This is a genomic window from Streptomyces sp. F001 (assembly GCF_004187715.1).
Lineage (GTDB): Bacteria > Actinomycetota > Actinomycetes > Streptomycetales > Streptomycetaceae > Streptomyces > Streptomyces flavusporus.
The window spans coordinates 16,043-31,866 of sequence record NZ_QZWF01000028.1; the positions used below are offsets into that span (position 1 = coordinate 16,043).

The window sequence follows — 15,824 nt, forward strand, 5'->3', positions numbered from 1 at the left end:
GCATGGCGGACGGCCGACAGTACGGACCACTTCGACATCATCTCCCCGAGGTCCGAGCAGCGCATCGGACGGGTGCCGGCCGCCTCGAAGGAGGACATCGACTCCGCGGTCGCCGCGGCCCGGCACGCGTTCGACGCAGGGGAGTGGCCCCGCCTCACCCGTCGGAGCGAGCCGACTACGTCTCACGTCTGGCGGACGGGATCGAACGCCGACGGGCCGAACTCGCCGAATGATCACCGAGGAGCTCGGCTGCACCCTGTTCCTGTCGCAGGTCTAACCAGACGGTGTCGCCCGTCATGAGCTTCAACTACGCCGCCGAGATCGGCCGGAGCCTGCGGACCGCCGAGGTGCGGGTCAGCGATCTCTCCTCACTCGCGGGCAAGTCGGCGGGCGGAAGCATCATCCCCATGGCCGGTCCAGCCTGGTCGTGAAGGAACCCGTCGGCGTGGTCGCGCCTTCCCGGCCTACAACTTCGCGCTTCCGGCGATCGGACAGAAGGTCGGACCGGTGCTGATCGCGGTTGCACCGTCGTCGTCAAGGTCACCGAACCCAACCCCCTTGCCACGTTCGTGGTTGCGAAGATCTCGAGGAGATCGGTCTCCCGCCGGTGTCCTCAACATCGTCGCGGCCAGGGCCCCGGAGTCCGAGTACCTCGTGCGCCACCCCGGTGTGGACATGGTCAGCTTCACCGGCTCCGTCGAGGTGGGCGCCAGGATCGCGGCGGCCTGCGGAGAGCTCATCCGGCCGTGCGTGCTGGAGCTGGGCGGCAAGTCCGCGGCCATCGTTCTGGAGGACGCGAAGACGGAGGACGTCCTTCCCGCCTCATCGGCGCCAGCGTCGGCACCAACTCGGCCAGAGCTGCGTCGCCCAGACCCGGCTGCTGGTTCCGGAGTCCCAGTACCGCGCCTACGCCGAGGCCCTGGCCGACGGATTCGCCTCCCTCAAGATCGGTGACCCCATGGAGGCCGACACGGCGGTCGGTCCGCTGATCACCGCGCGTCAGCGCGCCAGGACCGAGTATACGTCGACACGGCGCGCAAGGAGGCGCGACGATCGCCGCGGGCGGCCGCCGTCCACCGACGATGGACCGCGGGTGGTACTACGAGCCGACCTCGTCACCGACGCCCACAACGACATGAAGGTGGCGCGCGAGGAGATCTTCGGACCCGTCGCCGCGCTCATCCCGCACCGCGGCGAGGACGACGCCATCCGCATCGCGAACGACAGCGAACTGGGCCTTGCGGGCTCGGTGTTCACAGCGGACACAGCTCATGGCTTCGAGGTGGCCCGGCGCGTGCGCACGGGCACCTTCTCGGTGAACACCTTCGCCGCCGATCTGGGCTCGCCGTTCGGCGGTTCAAGAAGTCGGGGCTCGGCGTGAGCACGGACCGGACGCCGTACAGGAGTTCCTGCTGACGAAGACCATCTCGATCGACCCGGGCCTCGAGCTTCCGGAGTCGGTCACCAAGGGCGTTCCGCACGGCACCGGACCCGGGACGCGCTGAACCCTCTTCTTGCTCGTACCAGCACGATGGAGACCCCCATGCACCGTCGCCACCCCGAGATCGACCCCCAGCTGCTGTCGGAAACCGACGAGCAGCGCGAACTGCGTACTGTCCTGCGGGACTTCTTCACGGAGACGAGTGGCCCGAGGACGTCCGCAAGCACCTGGCCACCCCGCGCGGATACGACGAGGCGCTGTGGTCGCGGCTCGCACGTGAGATCGGTGTGCACGGGCTGGCGATCCCCGAGGAGTACGGCGGCTCGGGCTACACCTTCGCCGAACTCGCCGTCGCCATGGAGGAGTCGGGGCGCACGCTCTACTGCGCCCCGCTCCTGCCCACGGTGGTCCTTGCCGCACACGCCCTGCTGCACTGCGAGGACCGGCAGGCCTGCGAGCGCTATCTGCCCGCGGATCGCGACGGCACGCTCACCGCGACCGTGGCCGGTTTCCACGACGACGGGAGCCGCGTCAGTGCGGAGCGTGAAGCCGCGGCTGGGTGCTGCGCGGCGCGGAGGACTTCGTGCTCGACGGGTCCGACGCCGATCTGATCGTGGTACGGGCCCACACACCCGACGGCGTACGGCTGTTTTAGCTGCGAGCCGGACGACGGGACCTGTCTGCGCACACCCCACCGGGTCCTGGACGAGACCCGCCGCCAGGCGCGGGTGGAGTTCCGTGGCGCCCTCGCCACACCCGTGGGGGAGGCGGACCCGCTGGCGGCGACCCTCGACGCGGGACGCGCCGCACTCGCCGCCGAGCAGGTCGGGGGAAGCGGGCACGCGCTGGACGCCACGGTCGAATTCGTCGCCCAGCGCTATCAGTTCGGCGTCCCATCGGCTCCTTCCAGGCCGTCAAGCACCGGCTGGCCGATGTGCTGGTCGCGCTGGAGGCGGCACGCTCGGCCTCCTCGTACGCCACCGCCTGCCTGGCCGTGGCGTCGCCGCAGCTCGCGGTCGCCGCGAGCGCCGCCGCCGTGGTCTGCTCCGAGGCCTTCGCCTGGCGACGGCGGAATACGTCCAACTGCACGGCGGCATCGCTTCACCTGGGAGCACCGGCACATCTGTACGTGCGCCGGGCACGCAGCAGCGAGGTGCTGTTCGGGACCGCGGACCGCCACCGCGCCGACTTGCCGGACTCATCGGTGTCGCCGGCCCGTCCGCCGCCTGAGTACGCAGGGAGAGCCCATGACGCACCACCCCGACCTCGCCGCGCCGTTCACCCTCGGCGGTCTCACCCTTCGCAACCGCCTCGTCGCCACAGCCCATGCCATGGCAGCCGTCGCCGACGGCGCCCCCACCGAGTCCGACGCGGCCTACTGGCATCGCCTGGCCCGGGCGGGGCCGCCATGGTGATCACCGGGGGTACCGCAGTGGCCCCCGAGTCGACGCTGCCGCAAGCGCTATCTGACCGAAGCATGGCGCCCCGAGATCGAGGACGCCGTCCGCCGCCGCGCCGAGGCCATCACCGAGGGGGCGCCGTGGCCATCGCGCAGCTCGTCCACCTCGGCCGGGAGACCTCGGAGCCGGCACCTACTACGCACCGGTCTCCGCCGCGGCCGTCCGCTCGCCCCGCGAGGCGACCGCACCCCACCCGCTGAGCGCCGAGGACGTACGAGGCGTCGTCGACGCCTTCCGTATATCGGCGGCGAACAGCGTGCAGGCCGGCTTCCACGGCGTCGAGCTGCACGCGGGCCACGGCTATCTGCTCGCGCAGTTCCTCTCCCGCGTCAACAACACCCGGGACGACGAGTACGGCGACCGCATCGCCCTCCTCTCCCAGTGATCGACGCGATCCGCACCGAGATCGGTGAACTCCCCATCGGCGTAAGGGTGTCGGTGGAGCCGGACGTCGGGGGCGTCGACTCCGGACTCGGCCTCGACGATCTCGTCGAGCTGCTGCCGCGCCTGTACGACGTCTCACCCTTCACGTACGCCAATGTCACCGCCGGCGTCCGCAACACCTACGTCCCCAGCATGGCCACCACTCGCCCGCCGCTCCTCGCGTCCGTGGCCGGCTGCGCGCGGCGGTCGACGTGCCGCTACTGATCAGCCAGGGGTTCCGGTCGGCCGCCGACATTGGGCAGCGTTGGAATCCGGTGCCGATCTCGTCGGCATGGCGCGTCCGTTCATCGCCGACCCCGACGTCGCCCGCAAGATCGTCGCCGGTCAGGAACGCGCCATCCGCCCTGCACCGGCTGCAACGAGGGCTGCCGGACCTTCGAACCCACCGGCTCCTGCTCCGTCAACCCCGAGCTCGGCCCCCGGGCGCGGCCGCCCGCCCTGCCGTTCCCCTGCTGCTCACCCGGCGGATCACGTACAGGTCCCGTCGCCGTTCTGGGCGCGGGCCCGCGGCATGGAGTGCGCGATGGAGCTCGCCCGGACCGGGGCCGAGGTGACCGTCTTCGACACGGCTCCGCGAGTCGGCGGCCAGGCCCACCTCGCGGCACTCGCCCCGCACCGCTCCGGCTGGCAGAAACTCGTCGACTTCCAGCGCGACCAGCTCGCCGACCTCGGCGTACGCGTCCAGTTGGGCACCGCAGCGACCCCCGCCGAACTGGCGCAGTACTCCGAGATCGTGCTCGCGACCGGCGCCGAGGAGGAGGTCGTCCGGTCCCGGGCGAGCTTCCGACGGTCACCAGCACGGACTTCCTCCACCGGTACGCCGACGTCGTACCGGCCGCGTCCAGGGTCGCCGTCCTCGACGACGGATTCGGCTGGTGGCAGGGCATCAGCGCCGTCGAGAGCGCGCTGGCGGCCGGCGCGCGCGAAGTCACCGTGATCACCCCCGGAACCGACTTCGCGACGGGACTGTCGCCGGAGAACCGCACCCAGCTGATGAACCGGCTCACCGGTGCGCCCCTGCGGATCGTTCCCATGACGACCGTCACGGCCACCACCGCCGGTGAACTGCGCCTGCGCAACGTCCTGGACGGCCGGGAGACCAGCCTTGCGCCGACCTCCTCGTCACCGTCGGCGAACGCCGCTCGCGCCGCCCGGACCACGCCCCCGCCGACGGCCAGACCGTCCGCGCGGTCGGCGACTGCGTCGTACCGCGCCGCATCGCCCACGCCGTCGCCGAGGGACGCGCGGCGGCGGAGGCGGTCGCGGCCCGCCGCTGTGAACGGCCCTTTATGGCACCACCCCTGCAACAACCCGTGACCGATGTCTCGAACGTCTCGGAGAAGAGAGGTTGCAATGTCACGTCGCATCGTGGTCTGTGGCGGAGGCTCCGCCGGAGGCGTCCTGGCCGCCCGGCTGAGCGAGGACCCGTCGAACTTCGTCACGCTGATCGAGCAGGCCCCGACTACCGGCCCCCGGAGGAGACCGCCCCGGAGGTCCTCGACGCCGACCAGATCGGCTTCACCACGCACGACTGGGGCTACTCCTCGACCGACGAGGTCGTGGCGGCCGACGGCAGCCCGACGTTCGGCATCGTGGAGCAGGGCGTCGTCCCCGTCCTGCGAGGCAAGGTCATCGGCGGCTCCTCGTCCGTCAACGGCGCCAACGCCCTGCGCCCCACCCCCGAGGACCTAGCCCGCTGGACGGCCCTCGGCAACGACCGCTGGTCCTGGGACCAGGTCCTGCCCTACCTGAAGAAGCTGGAGGACGACCCGGTCGGCGGCGAACTGCACGGCACCGGCGGCCCCGTCCACATCCAGCGCTTCACCGAAGGCGAGGGCCTGCGCCCGGTCATGTCCGCGTTCCTGGACGCCTGCGCGCAGGCCGGACACCCCATTCACCAGGACATGAACGGTTCCCAGCGCCTCGGCGCGGGCCCCCTGCCCTCAACCGCGCCGACGGCGTCCGCCAGAGCTCGGCCATCGCCTACCTCGCCCCGGCCGCGACCGCGACAACCTCACCGTCATCGGCGGACAGACCGTCGACCGCGTCGAGTTCGCCGAGGACGGAACGACGGCCCGCGCGGTGCTCCTCGCCGACGGCACACGCCTCGAAGCCGACCTGGTCGTCCTCTGCGCCGGCTCCATCGGCAGCCCGTCGATCCTCATGCGCTCCGGCATCGGCCCGCGGAAGTCCTCGACGAGTTGGACATCCCCGTCGTCCAGGCCTCGAAGGCGTCGGCAAGAACCTGCGCGACCACCCGATGGTGTACCTGACGTACGAGGTCGACGCCGACGCGGTCGGCGAACTCACCCCGCCCCTGCAGACCGTCCTCACCTTCTCCGCGGGTGGCCCCGAGGGCGCGGCGACGTGGATCTGCACGCCGTGGTCCTCACCATGGAACCCGGCCGACTCCTCGTCCCACTCGTCATCTACCGCCATACTCCTCGGCGGCATGGAGATCGTCTCCCGCGACCCGGAGGCGCGCCGCGCATCCGCCTCGGCCTGTTCGACCACCCTGACGATCTGCGCCGTATGGTCGCCGGCATCCGCCACATGCGGACGATCATGGAGTCGGCGCCGCTGCAGAATACATCAAGGCCGAGATCTGGCCGGGCCCCGATGTCACCACCGACGCCGACGTCGTACGTGCCATCCGCGAGGGCAAGAACACCTGCTGCCACGCAGTCGGAACCTGTGCCATGGGAGGCGAGGGCACCGCGACGGCCGTCGTCGACCAGACCGGCAAGGTGCACGGCGTCGAGGGCCTCTACGTCGTCGACGCCTCGATCATGCCGGACATCCCGGCCGTCCGACCAACACGACGACCATGATGCTGGCCGAGCGCTGCGCGGACGAACTGCGCAGTGACACCTGACGTGTGGTGGGCCTGACGTGCGGTGAGGCCTGAGGGCCGGTCTCAGAGGGCTGCCTGAGACCGCCCGGCGTTCATCCGTAAAGGGTGTTGAGGACGGCGGCCAGCTTCTCGGGCGCGCTGATCATGGGCATGTGCCGGTGTCGAGATCGACGACCTCGGGCCGCAGCAGCCCGATGGACCGCTGCTGGAGCGCCTCCACGTAGCACTGGTCCCGCGTGAGATGCACGTACGTCCGTGGGATCCGGCGCCGGTAGCCGCTCAGGTCCACGGGCTCGCTCAGCAGGGCGGCCGCGTCGTCGGTCAGCCGGTCCAGGGTGGAGGCGGCCGTCGCTTCGTCCATGTCGTGGCACAGCATGGCGGCGGCGCCTTCGCGGTCTGGCGGTAGACACCGCCGCGCGATCGACTGTTCCACCCGGGTCGCACGCCGGGGGCGATCTGGTCGATCACCCGCGTACCGTCCATCGGGACCACGGCCGACACGAGGACGACATGGCGGATTCGGTCGGGTACGAGATCCAGGACGCGCGGGACCGTGACTCCGCGAAGGAGTGGCCGACCAGCACCACGTCCCGCAGATCCTTCGCCTCGATGTCCTCCCGGACCGCGTCGGCGCAGTCCGCGAGCGTGACCGTACTCAGGTCGACTTCAGCCCGGGTCCCGCGCCCCGGAAGGTCGACTGCCAGCGCTTGCGCGCGCAGGTGGGGGATCAGCTCGTCCCAGCAGTCCGCGCCTGCGCCTGCGCCGTGGATCAGAACGTACGGCATGGCTGACCTCCTTGTTGGGTTGCCGCGCGCCCGATGACAGCCGGAGGCACTGTTCCGGGAGGCGTTTCACCGCTCGTGGACGGCTCGAACCGTCACCCCGGAACGGCGGTGTCCCGGTCGCGCAGCCAGTCCCGCAGCGCGAACTTCTTGATCTTCCCGCTGGGTGTGCGCGGCAGGGCGTCGACCAAGAAGAGCTCTCCGGGAACTTCCGGGTCGCCACCTCGCGCGTGGTGAGGTGCTCGCTGACCTGTGAAAGCGTCAGGTCGTTCCCCGGCCGGGTCACCACGAACGCGCACCCCCGCTCGCCTGTCAGGGGTCGGGTCCGGCACGACGGCGACTTCGGCGACAGCGGGAAGCCCACTGAGCAGGTTCTCCACCTCGTGGGCGCTGATCTTCTCCCCGGAGCGGTTGATGATGTCCTTGATCCGCCCCTCGATCCGCAGCGCCCCGTGTCCGTCGAACCGGGCCAGGTCACCACTGCGGAACCAGCCGTCCGCCGTGAACGCGGCCTCGTTGAGCCGGCCGTCCAGATAGCCGAGGCAGGTGTCGGGACCGCGCCACAGCTCCCCCGACGACGCCCGGCCCCGCAGGCCGGCCCGCGTCGTCCGCGACCATCACCTCGGTGGGGGCCAGCGGCACACCGTCCGTACGGATACGGACCCCGGCCGGCTCCCAGCGATTCGCCGCCGTCACGAAGGGCCTTCTGTCGCCCCGTACATCCGGTCACCACGCCGAGCCGTTCCGTGGCGCGGCGGGAGTTCGTCGGGGATGTCCGCGCCGCCGCAGACGATGTACCGGATCGTCGGGGTCGTCACGCCCGCGGCCTCGGCGGCGCCGAGGAGTTCCGTCAGGAACGGCGTCGAGAAGATCATGAAGCTGACTCGGTCCGCGGCGATCTGCTGCAGCGCCTGCTTCGGGTCCCACCGGTCGTGCAGGACGACAGGAGCGCCGACCACGAACGGCAGGATCAGCGCGCAGTTGACCCCCGTGACGTGAGTGACCGGCGACGGATTGAAGATCACGTCGCGTTCATTGAGCCCGAACTGCTCGATCACGGAGAAGTTCTCGAACACGAGCGTGTTGTGGCTGTGCAGCGCGCCCTTGGGGGCGGCTGTCGTTCCCGAGGTGTAGAGCAGCAGGCACACCTGGTCGGGATCGGGCTCGGGCAGGGCGCGCACCGTGGCGGCCGGATCGGGACCGGCCGCGCCCAGGAACTCCTCCCAGGAGGTGGCCCCCTTGCTTCCGCCACCGCCGACCACCACCACGTCCCGCACCTCAGGCAGTTCCGCGTGCAGACTCTCGTACAGCTCCGGGTAGTCGAAGCCCCGGTAGTCACCAGGGATGAACGCGATCTTCGACCGGGCCTGGCCGAGGATGAAGCGCAGCTCGTGCCCGCGGTAGATGGGGACGATCGGGTTGGCGACGGCGCCCACCTTCATCACGGCCTGGAACAGCACAACTGCCTCGGCGCAGTTGGGTAGTTGGAACGAGACGACGTCGTCCCGCCCGATGCCGCGCGTGTGCAGCGCCGCCGCCAGTGCCGTCGCTTCCCGCTCGATGTCGGCGAACGTGAGGCGGCGTTCACCGTCGACCACGGCGAGCGCGTCCGGCCAAGCGGCGGCGGCCCGCTTCAGGTACCGGCCGAGCGGACGGTCCCGCCAGGCCCCACTGGCCCGGTACTGCGCGGCCACATCAGGCGCGGGCGGACGAGTAGGCCACATGTCTGCCTCCTCAGGCGTCGTACGCGTAGAACCCGCGCCCGCTCTTGCGTCCCAAATGTCCTGCGGCGACCATCCGTTGGAGCAGCGGGGGAGCGGCGTACAGCGGCTCCTTGAACTCCTCGTACATCGACTCGGCGACGGCCTGCGCCGTGTCCAGGCCGATCAGGTCGAGGAGGCGCAGCGGGCCCATCGGATGGGCGCAGCCCAGCTCCATACCCCGGTCGACGTCCTCGGGCGGGCCGCGCCGGACTCGACCATGCGGACCGCCGCGAGCAGATAGGGCACCAACAGCGCGTTGACCACGAAGCCCGAGCGGTCGGGCGCCTGGATGACCTCCTTGCCGAGCTGCTCGGTGGCGAACGAGCGGCACGGTCCAGGGCGTCGGCGCTGGTGGTGAGCGCGGGAATGACCTCGATCAGCTTCTGTACCGGTACGGGGTTGAAGAAGTGCAGGCCCACGACCCGGGAGGCGCGGCCGGTGGCAACGGCGAGGTCGACGACGGGGATCGAGGAGGTGTTGGTGGCGAGGACGACGTCCGGGTCGGTGAGGACCTTGTCCAGCTGACGGAAGACCTCGAGCTTCACCTCCCGTCTCTCGGCGACGGCCTCGATGACGAACTGCCGGTCGGCCAGCTTCCCCAGATCGTGGGTGAAGGAGAGCCGGCCAGGGCCCGGTCGCGGTCGGCCCCGGTGAGCTTGCCGCGCAGCACGCCGCGGTCCAGGGACGCGGCGACGCGGTCGCGACCTGCGGCGGCCAGCTCGGGGGTCGACTCGGCGACGATGACGTCGAGACCGCGCAGTGCGGCGACCTCGGCGATGCCGGAGCCCATGAGGCCGCAACCGATGACGCCGAAGCGCGAGATGTCAGGCATGAAAGTCCTTTTCGGGTAAGGAGACTGAAGGGGTGACTGGTCAGACGTTGCGCCGGTACGCGCCGCCCACCTCGAAGAACGCCTCGGTGATCTGCTGCAGCGAGCAGACCCGCGCGGCATCCATCAGCACGGCGAAGACGTTCTCCCCGCTGGTCGCGGCGCGCTTGAGGTCGGTGAGGGCGACGCGGGCCACGTCCTCGTGGCGGGCCTGGAAGTCGAGGACCGCGTTCCAGCTGGGACTGCTTCTCCTGCTCGGTGGCGCGGGCGAGTTCGACGACCGGCGCGTTCTGCTCGTGCTCTGCGCGTGCGTTGCGGAAGGTGTTGATGCCGATGATCGGCAGCGTTCCGTCGTGCTTGCGCTGCTCGTACAGCATCGACTCGTCCTGGATACGGCCTCGCTGGTATCCCGTCTCCATGGCCCCGAGCACACCGCCGCGCTCGCTGATCCGCTCGAACTCCGTCAGCACCGCCTCCTCCAGCAGGTCGGTGAGCTCATCGATGATGTACGAGCCCTGCAGCGGTTCTCGTTCATCGCCAGGCCCCACTCGCGGTTGATGATCAGCTGGATGGCGAGCGCCCGGCGCACGGACTCCTCGGTGGGAGTCGTCACGGCCTCGTCGTAGGCGTTGGTGTGCAGGCTGTTGCAGTTGTCGTAGAGGGCGATGAGGGCCTGCAGCGTGGTGCGGATGTCGTTGAAGTCCATCTCCTGGGCGTGCAGCGAGCGCCCGAGGTCTGCACGTGGTATTTCAGCTTCTGGCTCCGCTCGTTCGCCCCGTAGCGGTCGCGCATGGCCACCGCCCAGATGCGGCGGGCCACCCTGCCGAGCACGAGTACTCCGGGTCCATGCCGTTGGAGAAGAAGAACGACAGGTTCGGCGCGAAGTCGTCGATGTGCATGCCACGTGCGAGATACGACTCGACATACGTGAATCCGTTGGCGAGCGTGAACGCGAGCTGGCTGATCGGGTTGGCCCCGGCCTCGGCGATGTGGTAGCCGGAGATGGAGACCGAGTAGAAGTTGCGGACGTCCTGCTCGATGAACCACTCCTGGATGTCACCCATCATCCGCAGGCTGAACTCGGTGGAGAACAGGCAGGTGTTCTGCCCCTGGTCCTCCTTGAGGATGTCGGCCTGCACGGTGCCGCGCACGCTGCGCAGCACCTGGGACCGGATCTCCCCCGCCTGCTCGGGGCCTGGCGCGTGGCCGTGCTCGGCGGCGTACGCGTCGAGCCGCTGGTCGACCGCGGTGTTGAGGAAGAACGCGAGGATCGTCGGCGCCGGGCCGTTGATCGTCATCGAGACCGAGTGGTCGGCGCGACCAGGTCGAACCCGTTGAACAGCGCTTTCATGTCCTCCAGTGTCGCCACCGAGACGCCCGAGGTGCCGACCTTGCCATAGATGTCGGGGCGCGGGTCCGGGTCGCGGCCGTACAGAGTGACGGAGTCGAAGGCCGTGGAGAGCCGGGTCGCCTCGCTGCCCTCGGACAGCAGTGTGAAGCGGCGGTTGGTACGGAACGGATCGCCTTCCCCTGCGAACATCCGCGTCGGCTCCTCGCCCTCCCGCTTGAAGGGGAACACCCCGGCCGTGAACGGGAACGAGCCCGGCAGGTGCTCCTCCCGCAGGAACCGCAACAGCTCCCCGTGGTCGGCGTACCGCGGCAGCGCCACCCGGGGAACCCGGCTGCCCGACAGCGACTCGCGCACCAGGCGGGTCCGGGATTCCCGGCCGCCCACGGTGACCACCAATTCGTCGTCGGCGTAGGTCTGCACGGTCCGGGGCCACTGCTCCAGCACGCGCCGCGGATTCCTCGTCGAGCAGCCCTGTGCCTCCACGAGCAGCCGGTCCACCGCGCCGGTGTCGGCTCGGGCATCCGCCAGTTCGTCGCGGACCGCGGTCAACCGCTGCACCCGCCGGGCGGCTTCGGCCTGGTCGAGGGTGTGCGCATGGTACGTACGCACCGTCTCGGCGATCTCGGCCAGATAGCGGGCCCGGGACGGGGGCACGATCTGCGCCGCTCCGCTGGAGTGGCGTACCGACACCTCGGGCAGGGCGCCGGGACGGACCGGCAGGCCGTGCGCGCCGAGCAGGTCGCGCAGATGCTGGTAGAGCGCGGTGACGCCGTCGTCGTGGAAGGTCGCGGCGCTGGTTCCGAACACCGGCATCTCTTCTGGGCCGGAGCCGAACGCCTCCCGGTTGCGGACGAGCTGGCGCCCGACATCGCGCAGGGCGTCCTGGGCGCCGCGCCGCTCGAACTTGTTGATGGCGACCACGTCCGCGAAGTCCAGCATGTCGATCTTCTCGAGCTGGGACGCCGCACCGAACTCGGGGGTCATGACGTACAGGGACACGTCCGCGTACGGCACGATTGCCGCGTCCCCCTGGCCGATGCCGGGTGTCTCGACGATGACCAGGTCGTAGCCGGCCGCCTTGCATGCGTGATCGACTCGCTAGTCCCCCGGGGAGTTCACCGCTACCACGGGTGGCCAGTGAACGGAAGAAGATCCTGTCACCGTCCAGGGAGTTCATACGGATGCGGTCGCCGAGCAGGGCACCGCCGCCGCGCCGGCGGGTCGGTCACGGCCAGCACCGCCACGCGCAGCGTGTCCCGCTGATCGGTACGGAGCCTGCGGACGAGCTCGTCGGTGAGTGAGGACTTCCCGAACCGCCCGTGCCGGTGATGCCGAGCACCGGCACCTGGCGCGCGGCGGCTGCCTTCTCCAGGGCGCGCAGGTCGGCGGCGGGTACCGTTCCGGCCGCAGCTCCGGACAACAGCCGTGCCAGCGCGGGGCGTTCACCGGCCAGCACCTGGTCTGTCCCGGCGGGTTCCTCCTCCCACGGAGCGGTGTCGCACGCCGCGATCATCTCCTGGATCATGCCGACCAGGCGAGCTGATGCCCGTCCACGGCGAGAAGATCCGCACTCCGGCGCGCGCGAGTCGTTCGATCTCCTGCGGCACGATCACTCCGCCGCCCCCGCGAAGACCCGTAATGTCCGGCGCCGCGCTCCCGCAGCAACTCCACCAGGTACTCGAAGTACTCGACGTGGCGCCCTGGTAGGAGCTGACGGCCACTCCCTGGACGTCCTCCTCAGCGCGGCGTCCACGACCTCGCTCACGGAGCGGTTGTGCCCGAGGTGGATCACCTCCGCGCCCTGGGCCTGCAGGGCGCCGCATGATGTTGATCGACGCGTCATGGCCGTCGAAGAGACTCGAGGCGGTCACGAAGCGGACAGGATGCTGAGCGCGGTACGACCGGCCGACGCGTCGCCGGCGGACATGTGTACTCCAGACTGCCCCTGCCCGAAACGGCGGGGCGGACACGGGTCGGACACGGGTCGGGGCCTGTATGAACCTCTCCATACTGAACCGAACTAGGTGCAGGTCTCAAGGATTATATTGAAGTAACTTCAGTTCGATGTAAGTCTCGGGGTGTTGGAGCAGGACCGACACGGAGGAGGAACGATGCTGGCCGCCAGGCTGTACGGATGAAGGACTGCGGATCGAGGACATGCCCGAACCCGAGCCGGGGCGGGTGAGGTGAAGATCCGTGTGGCGTACGCGGGAATCTGCGGCACCGATGTGCACGAGTACTTCGAGGCGCCGCGCTGCACGCGCGAGCCCAACCGCTGACCGGCGCCACCCTGCCGCAGACCCTGGGGCACGAGTTCGCCGGCGCCGTGGTGGCCTGCGGGGAAGGGGTGGAGCGGGTCATGCCGGCGCCCGGGTCTGTGTGCGGCCGATCCGCACTTGCGGGGTGTGCCCGCGGTGCACGTCCGGGTTGTCCATCTGTGTACGGCGTTGGCGGCGATCGGGGTGACCGCGCCCGGGGGCGGCCTCGCCCAGTATGTGGTCGTGCCGGGCGATTCCGTGCATCTCCTGCCCGAGGGCGTCTCGCTGGAACAGGAGCCCTGGTCGAACCCATGGCAGTGGCCCTGAACGCCGTCGAGCGGCCCGAGTGCGTGCCGGCGGCAGCGCCCTGGTGACGGGTGCGGGCGCCGTCGGCATGGGTGCGCTGTTTCGCGCTCAAGGCGCACGGCGTCCACGACGTGCTCATGGTGGAGCCCTCGCCGCTGCGTCGTGCGGCGGCGGAGCGTCATGGCGCCCGTGTACTGGACCCCGGTGCGGTCGACGTGGCCGAGGAGGTCATGCCCACACCCGGGGCCGGGGTGTGGGCGCCGCCGTCGAGTGCGCGGGCCGGCCCGAGGCGCCTGGATGCCGCGATCCGTTCGGTCGCCGCCCAGGCGCGGTCGTGATGGTGGCCCTGTACTCGGGGCCGGTCACCGTCGACGCCTCCGTCCTGCGCCTGGCCGAACTCTCGCTGCTGGGCGCCGAGGCGTATCCCGACGGCGTCTTCGAGGGGTCATCGCGCACATGGCCGCCGGGTACTGCCCGACGGGTGGCTGGCTCGACCACATCCGCTCCACGACACGTCTCCGGGCTCCATGACGTCCGCGACGGGCGACGGCTCAAGGTCCTCGTCGACTCCCGGCGAACGGCGGCGGTCGACCGGGTGCGGTCCGGGACCCAGCTGCTGAACCAATCTCGATGAGGGGCTTGACAGTGGATCATCGACTCACCAGACTCATATTGAATTCAGTTCAGTTCGAAGGAGTGGAGATGGCAGTGGAAGACGAGATCCAGTTCGAGCGTGACGGCCATGTCGCCCGGGTCTGGCTCAACCGCCCGTGGAAGAGAACTGCGTCACGGTGCCGATCCTGGACCGGCTCGACGAGATCATCACCGAGGTCGACGAGGACCCCGAGCTGCGCGTTCTGGTGTTCCGGCGGTCGCGGTGGCACGTTTTCTGCTCGGGCTTCGACCTGGACAGTCTGAAGGCGGACTTTGTCGGCAAGTCGAACGCCATCGACGTCGCGGTCAAGTCCGCGAAGGTGTGCGACCGCCTCTACTCGATGAAGACCCCTCGGTCGCGGTCCTGGAGGGCCATGTCACCGCGGGCGGCTTCGAGATCATGATCTCCTGCGACTTCGCCATCGCCGCGGACGACGCAAGATCGGCGACTTCCACATCCGCCGTGCGCTGTTCGGCGGGGCCGGCCCGATCTACCGGTGCCGCGCATGATCGGCATCCGCAAGACCAAGGAGCTGATGCTCACGGGCAAGCTCCTTTCCGGTGTCGAGGCCGCCGAGTTCGGCCTGATCAACAAGTCCTCCCCGGCGACAAGCTGGACGAGACGGTCCAGGACTTCATCGGCGACCTCATCGACAAGAGCCCCTTCACCATGTGGCTCACCAAGATGACGATCGACCGCAGCCTGGACACGCCGACACCCAGTCGCTGATGGTGATGGAGCACCTCGCCGTGGGTGTCGCGCTCAACTCCGAGGACGCCAACGAGGGGTCTCGGCGTTCCTGGAGAAGCGCGAGCCCAAGTGGCAGGGGCGCTGATCCGGATGGCCACGCATCCGCGGAGTCCGGCCACCGGGCTGAAGGGCTCACGCTGCTCCGGCTGCTTGGTGGCCGTCTACCCGCGGACGACGCGTGCCCGCGCTGCGGAGGCCGGCCGATCCGGCTGCCCTGTCCGGCGCGGCACCTTGTGGACGTGGACGGTGCAGCGGTATGCCCCCAAGGTCGCGCGTACCAGCCCGCCCGGGGCTTCGAGCCGTTCGCGGTCGGCTACGTCGAGCTGAAGGAAGGCGTACGGGTGGCCGCCGTACTCGACGTCGACTACCTGACGCGGTCCGCATCGGCATGCCTCTCATGGTGACCGCGGGACGCGGCGTCCCGCGGGCCAGGGCCCGCAACCCTCGGAGAGGAGGGCTCATGGCACCGATGTCCTGATCTTGCGGTGCCGGGCGCACCTCGTTCGGCCGGTCGAGGCGAGTGGCAGGGCAGCTTGCCGTCAGCGCGGTGAATGCCGGCGCTGGCGGACGCCGGGATCGAGTGGTCGCGGGTGGGGCGCCTTTCGGCGGCAGCGACAGCGCAGGGCTCGCCGACCCTGGTGTCCAACTGGGTCTGACCGGAGTGCCGTTCGTCAACGTCAAGAACGGCTGCGCCACCGGCGGCAGCGCACTGATCAGTGCCGTCAATGCCATCCGCTCCGTATGGCGGACGTCGTCCGCCGTCGGCTTCGACAAGCACCCGCGCGGCCGCCTTCGACCCACGGCCCGAGGACTGGGGCCTGGGCAGGAGTACGCACTGACGGGCTGAGGTGACCACGCAGTTCTTCGGCATGAAGATCCAGCGCTATATGCACGACCACGGGATCACCCCGCGGACCCTTGCGCTGGTCGC

18 protein-coding genes and 5 pseudogenes are annotated in these 15,824 nt (G+C 70.0%); 17 read left to right on the forward strand and 6 right to left on the reverse strand.

Going from position 1 to position 15,824, the window contains the following annotated elements; translation table 11 throughout:
- Positions 1-15: 15 nt before the first annotated feature.
- From StrepF001_RS39495 to StrepF001_RS50250, 10 genes and pseudogenes are all read left to right on the forward strand, one after another.
- Positions 16-300, forward strand: a pseudogene (locus StrepF001_RS39495) (aldehyde dehydrogenase family protein); the annotation flags it as partial.
- On the forward strand, positions 297-431 hold the full coding sequence (locus tag StrepF001_RS49800; protein ID WP_276322878.1) for a hypothetical protein: 135 nt from the start codon (positions 297-299) through the stop codon (positions 429-431). The pseudogene StrepF001_RS39495 and the gene StrepF001_RS49800, both read left to right, overlap by 4 nt.
- A gap of 236 nt (positions 432-667) precedes the next feature.
- The gene (locus tag StrepF001_RS48870; RefSeq protein WP_129802960.1) at positions 668-1,381 is read left to right on the forward strand and encodes an aldehyde dehydrogenase family protein; all 714 of its coding nucleotides are present in this window, start codon (positions 668-670) and stop codon (positions 1,379-1,381) included.
- 347 nt (positions 1,382-1,728) lie between these two features.
- Positions 1,729-2,052, forward strand: coding sequence for an acyl-CoA dehydrogenase family protein (locus tag StrepF001_RS48875; RefSeq protein ID WP_240797894.1), 324 nt, complete (start codon positions 1,729-1,731; stop codon positions 2,050-2,052).
- A 636-nt stretch (positions 2,053-2,688) separates the two neighbouring features.
- Positions 2,689-2,856, forward strand: a complete 168-nt coding sequence (locus tag StrepF001_RS45950; RefSeq protein WP_165396512.1) for a hypothetical protein — start codon at positions 2,689-2,691, stop codon at positions 2,854-2,856.
- 220 nt (positions 2,857-3,076) lie between these two features.
- A pseudogene (locus StrepF001_RS39515) lies at positions 3,077-3,286 on the forward strand (alkene reductase); the annotation flags it as partial.
- Positions 3,283-3,549, forward strand: a complete 267-nt coding sequence (locus StrepF001_RS39520) for a hypothetical protein (protein WP_129802962.1) — start codon at positions 3,283-3,285, stop codon at positions 3,547-3,549. The pseudogene StrepF001_RS39515 and the gene StrepF001_RS39520, both read left to right, overlap by 4 nt.
- A gap of 319 nt (positions 3,550-3,868) precedes the next feature.
- Positions 3,869-4,282 (forward strand): hypothetical protein, encoded by a 414-nt coding sequence (locus StrepF001_RS45955; protein ID WP_165396513.1) that lies wholly within the window; start codon positions 3,869-3,871, stop codon positions 4,280-4,282.
- A 376-nt stretch (positions 4,283-4,658) separates the two neighbouring features.
- Positions 4,659-5,618, forward strand: a complete 960-nt coding sequence (locus StrepF001_RS49810) for a GMC family oxidoreductase N-terminal domain-containing protein (RefSeq protein ID WP_129802965.1) — start codon at positions 4,659-4,661, stop codon at positions 5,616-5,618.
- 259 nt (positions 5,619-5,877) lie between these two features.
- Positions 5,878-6,176, forward strand: a pseudogene (locus StrepF001_RS50250) (GMC oxidoreductase).
- A 165-nt stretch (positions 6,177-6,341) separates the two neighbouring features.
- On the opposite strand, the gene StrepF001_RS46650 reads toward StrepF001_RS50250, so the two are convergent.
- The 6 genes and pseudogenes from StrepF001_RS46650 to icmF form a co-directional block, all read right to left on the reverse strand.
- On the reverse strand, positions 6,342-6,560 hold the full coding sequence (locus tag StrepF001_RS46650) for a hypothetical protein (RefSeq protein ID WP_206307091.1): 219 nt from the start codon (positions 6,558-6,560) through the stop codon (positions 6,342-6,344).
- 103 nt (positions 6,561-6,663) lie between these two features.
- Positions 6,664-6,984: an alpha/beta fold hydrolase gene (locus StrepF001_RS46655; RefSeq protein WP_206307092.1), complete on the reverse strand. Its 321-nt coding sequence runs from the start codon at positions 6,982-6,984 to the stop codon at positions 6,664-6,666.
- A gap of 92 nt (positions 6,985-7,076) precedes the next feature.
- A complete protein-coding gene (locus StrepF001_RS49815) occupies positions 7,077-7,361 on the reverse strand; it encodes a hypothetical protein (RefSeq protein WP_206307093.1) in 285 nt (94 codons plus the stop codon).
- Between the two features lie 312 nt (positions 7,362-7,673).
- Positions 7,674-8,705, reverse strand: coding sequence for an AMP-binding protein (locus tag StrepF001_RS46670; RefSeq protein WP_206307094.1), 1,032 nt, complete (start codon positions 8,703-8,705; stop codon positions 7,674-7,676).
- A 10-nt stretch (positions 8,706-8,715) separates the two neighbouring features.
- Positions 8,716-9,576 (reverse strand): annotated as a pseudogene (locus StrepF001_RS39555) (3-hydroxybutyryl-CoA dehydrogenase).
- A 40-nt stretch (positions 9,577-9,616) separates the two neighbouring features.
- Positions 9,617-12,795: pseudogene (gene icmF, locus StrepF001_RS39560) on the reverse strand (fused isobutyryl-CoA mutase/GTPase IcmF).
- 315 nt (positions 12,796-13,110) lie between these two features.
- Here icmF and StrepF001_RS49820 point away from each other — a divergent pair.
- The 7 genes from StrepF001_RS49820 to StrepF001_RS39580 all read left to right on the forward strand — a co-directional run bounded on the left by StrepF001_RS49820 (position 13,111) and on the right by StrepF001_RS39580 (position 15,740).
- Positions 13,111-13,203 carry a hypothetical protein gene (locus StrepF001_RS49820; RefSeq protein ID WP_206307095.1) on the forward strand — a complete coding sequence of 31 codons (93 nt, stop codon included), beginning with the start codon at positions 13,111-13,113 and terminating at the stop codon, positions 13,201-13,203.
- A 135-nt stretch (positions 13,204-13,338) separates the two neighbouring features.
- The gene (locus StrepF001_RS46680; RefSeq protein WP_206307096.1) at positions 13,339-13,509 is read left to right on the forward strand and encodes a hypothetical protein; all 171 of its coding nucleotides are present in this window, start codon (positions 13,339-13,341) and stop codon (positions 13,507-13,509) included.
- Between the two features lie 71 nt (positions 13,510-13,580).
- A complete protein-coding gene (locus StrepF001_RS46685; protein ID WP_206307097.1) occupies positions 13,581-13,826 on the forward strand; it encodes a hypothetical protein in 246 nt (81 codons plus the stop codon).
- A complete protein-coding gene (locus StrepF001_RS46690; protein WP_206307098.1) occupies positions 13,823-14,122 on the forward strand; it encodes a hypothetical protein in 300 nt (99 codons plus the stop codon). Before StrepF001_RS46685 ends, StrepF001_RS46690 begins: the two co-directional genes overlap by 4 nt.
- A 136-nt stretch (positions 14,123-14,258) precedes the next feature.
- Complete coding sequence (locus tag StrepF001_RS48885; protein ID WP_240797895.1) at positions 14,259-14,546, forward strand: hypothetical protein; 288 nt, start codon at positions 14,259-14,261, stop codon at positions 14,544-14,546.
- 586 nt (positions 14,547-15,132) lie between these two features.
- The gene (locus tag StrepF001_RS48890) at positions 15,133-15,297 is read left to right on the forward strand and encodes a hypothetical protein (RefSeq protein WP_240797896.1); all 165 of its coding nucleotides are present in this window, start codon (positions 15,133-15,135) and stop codon (positions 15,295-15,297) included.
- A gap of 143 nt (positions 15,298-15,440) precedes the next feature.
- Positions 15,441-15,740, forward strand: a complete 300-nt coding sequence (locus StrepF001_RS39580; protein ID WP_240797897.1) for a hypothetical protein — start codon at positions 15,441-15,443, stop codon at positions 15,738-15,740.
- Positions 15,741-15,824: the final 84 nt, after the last annotated feature.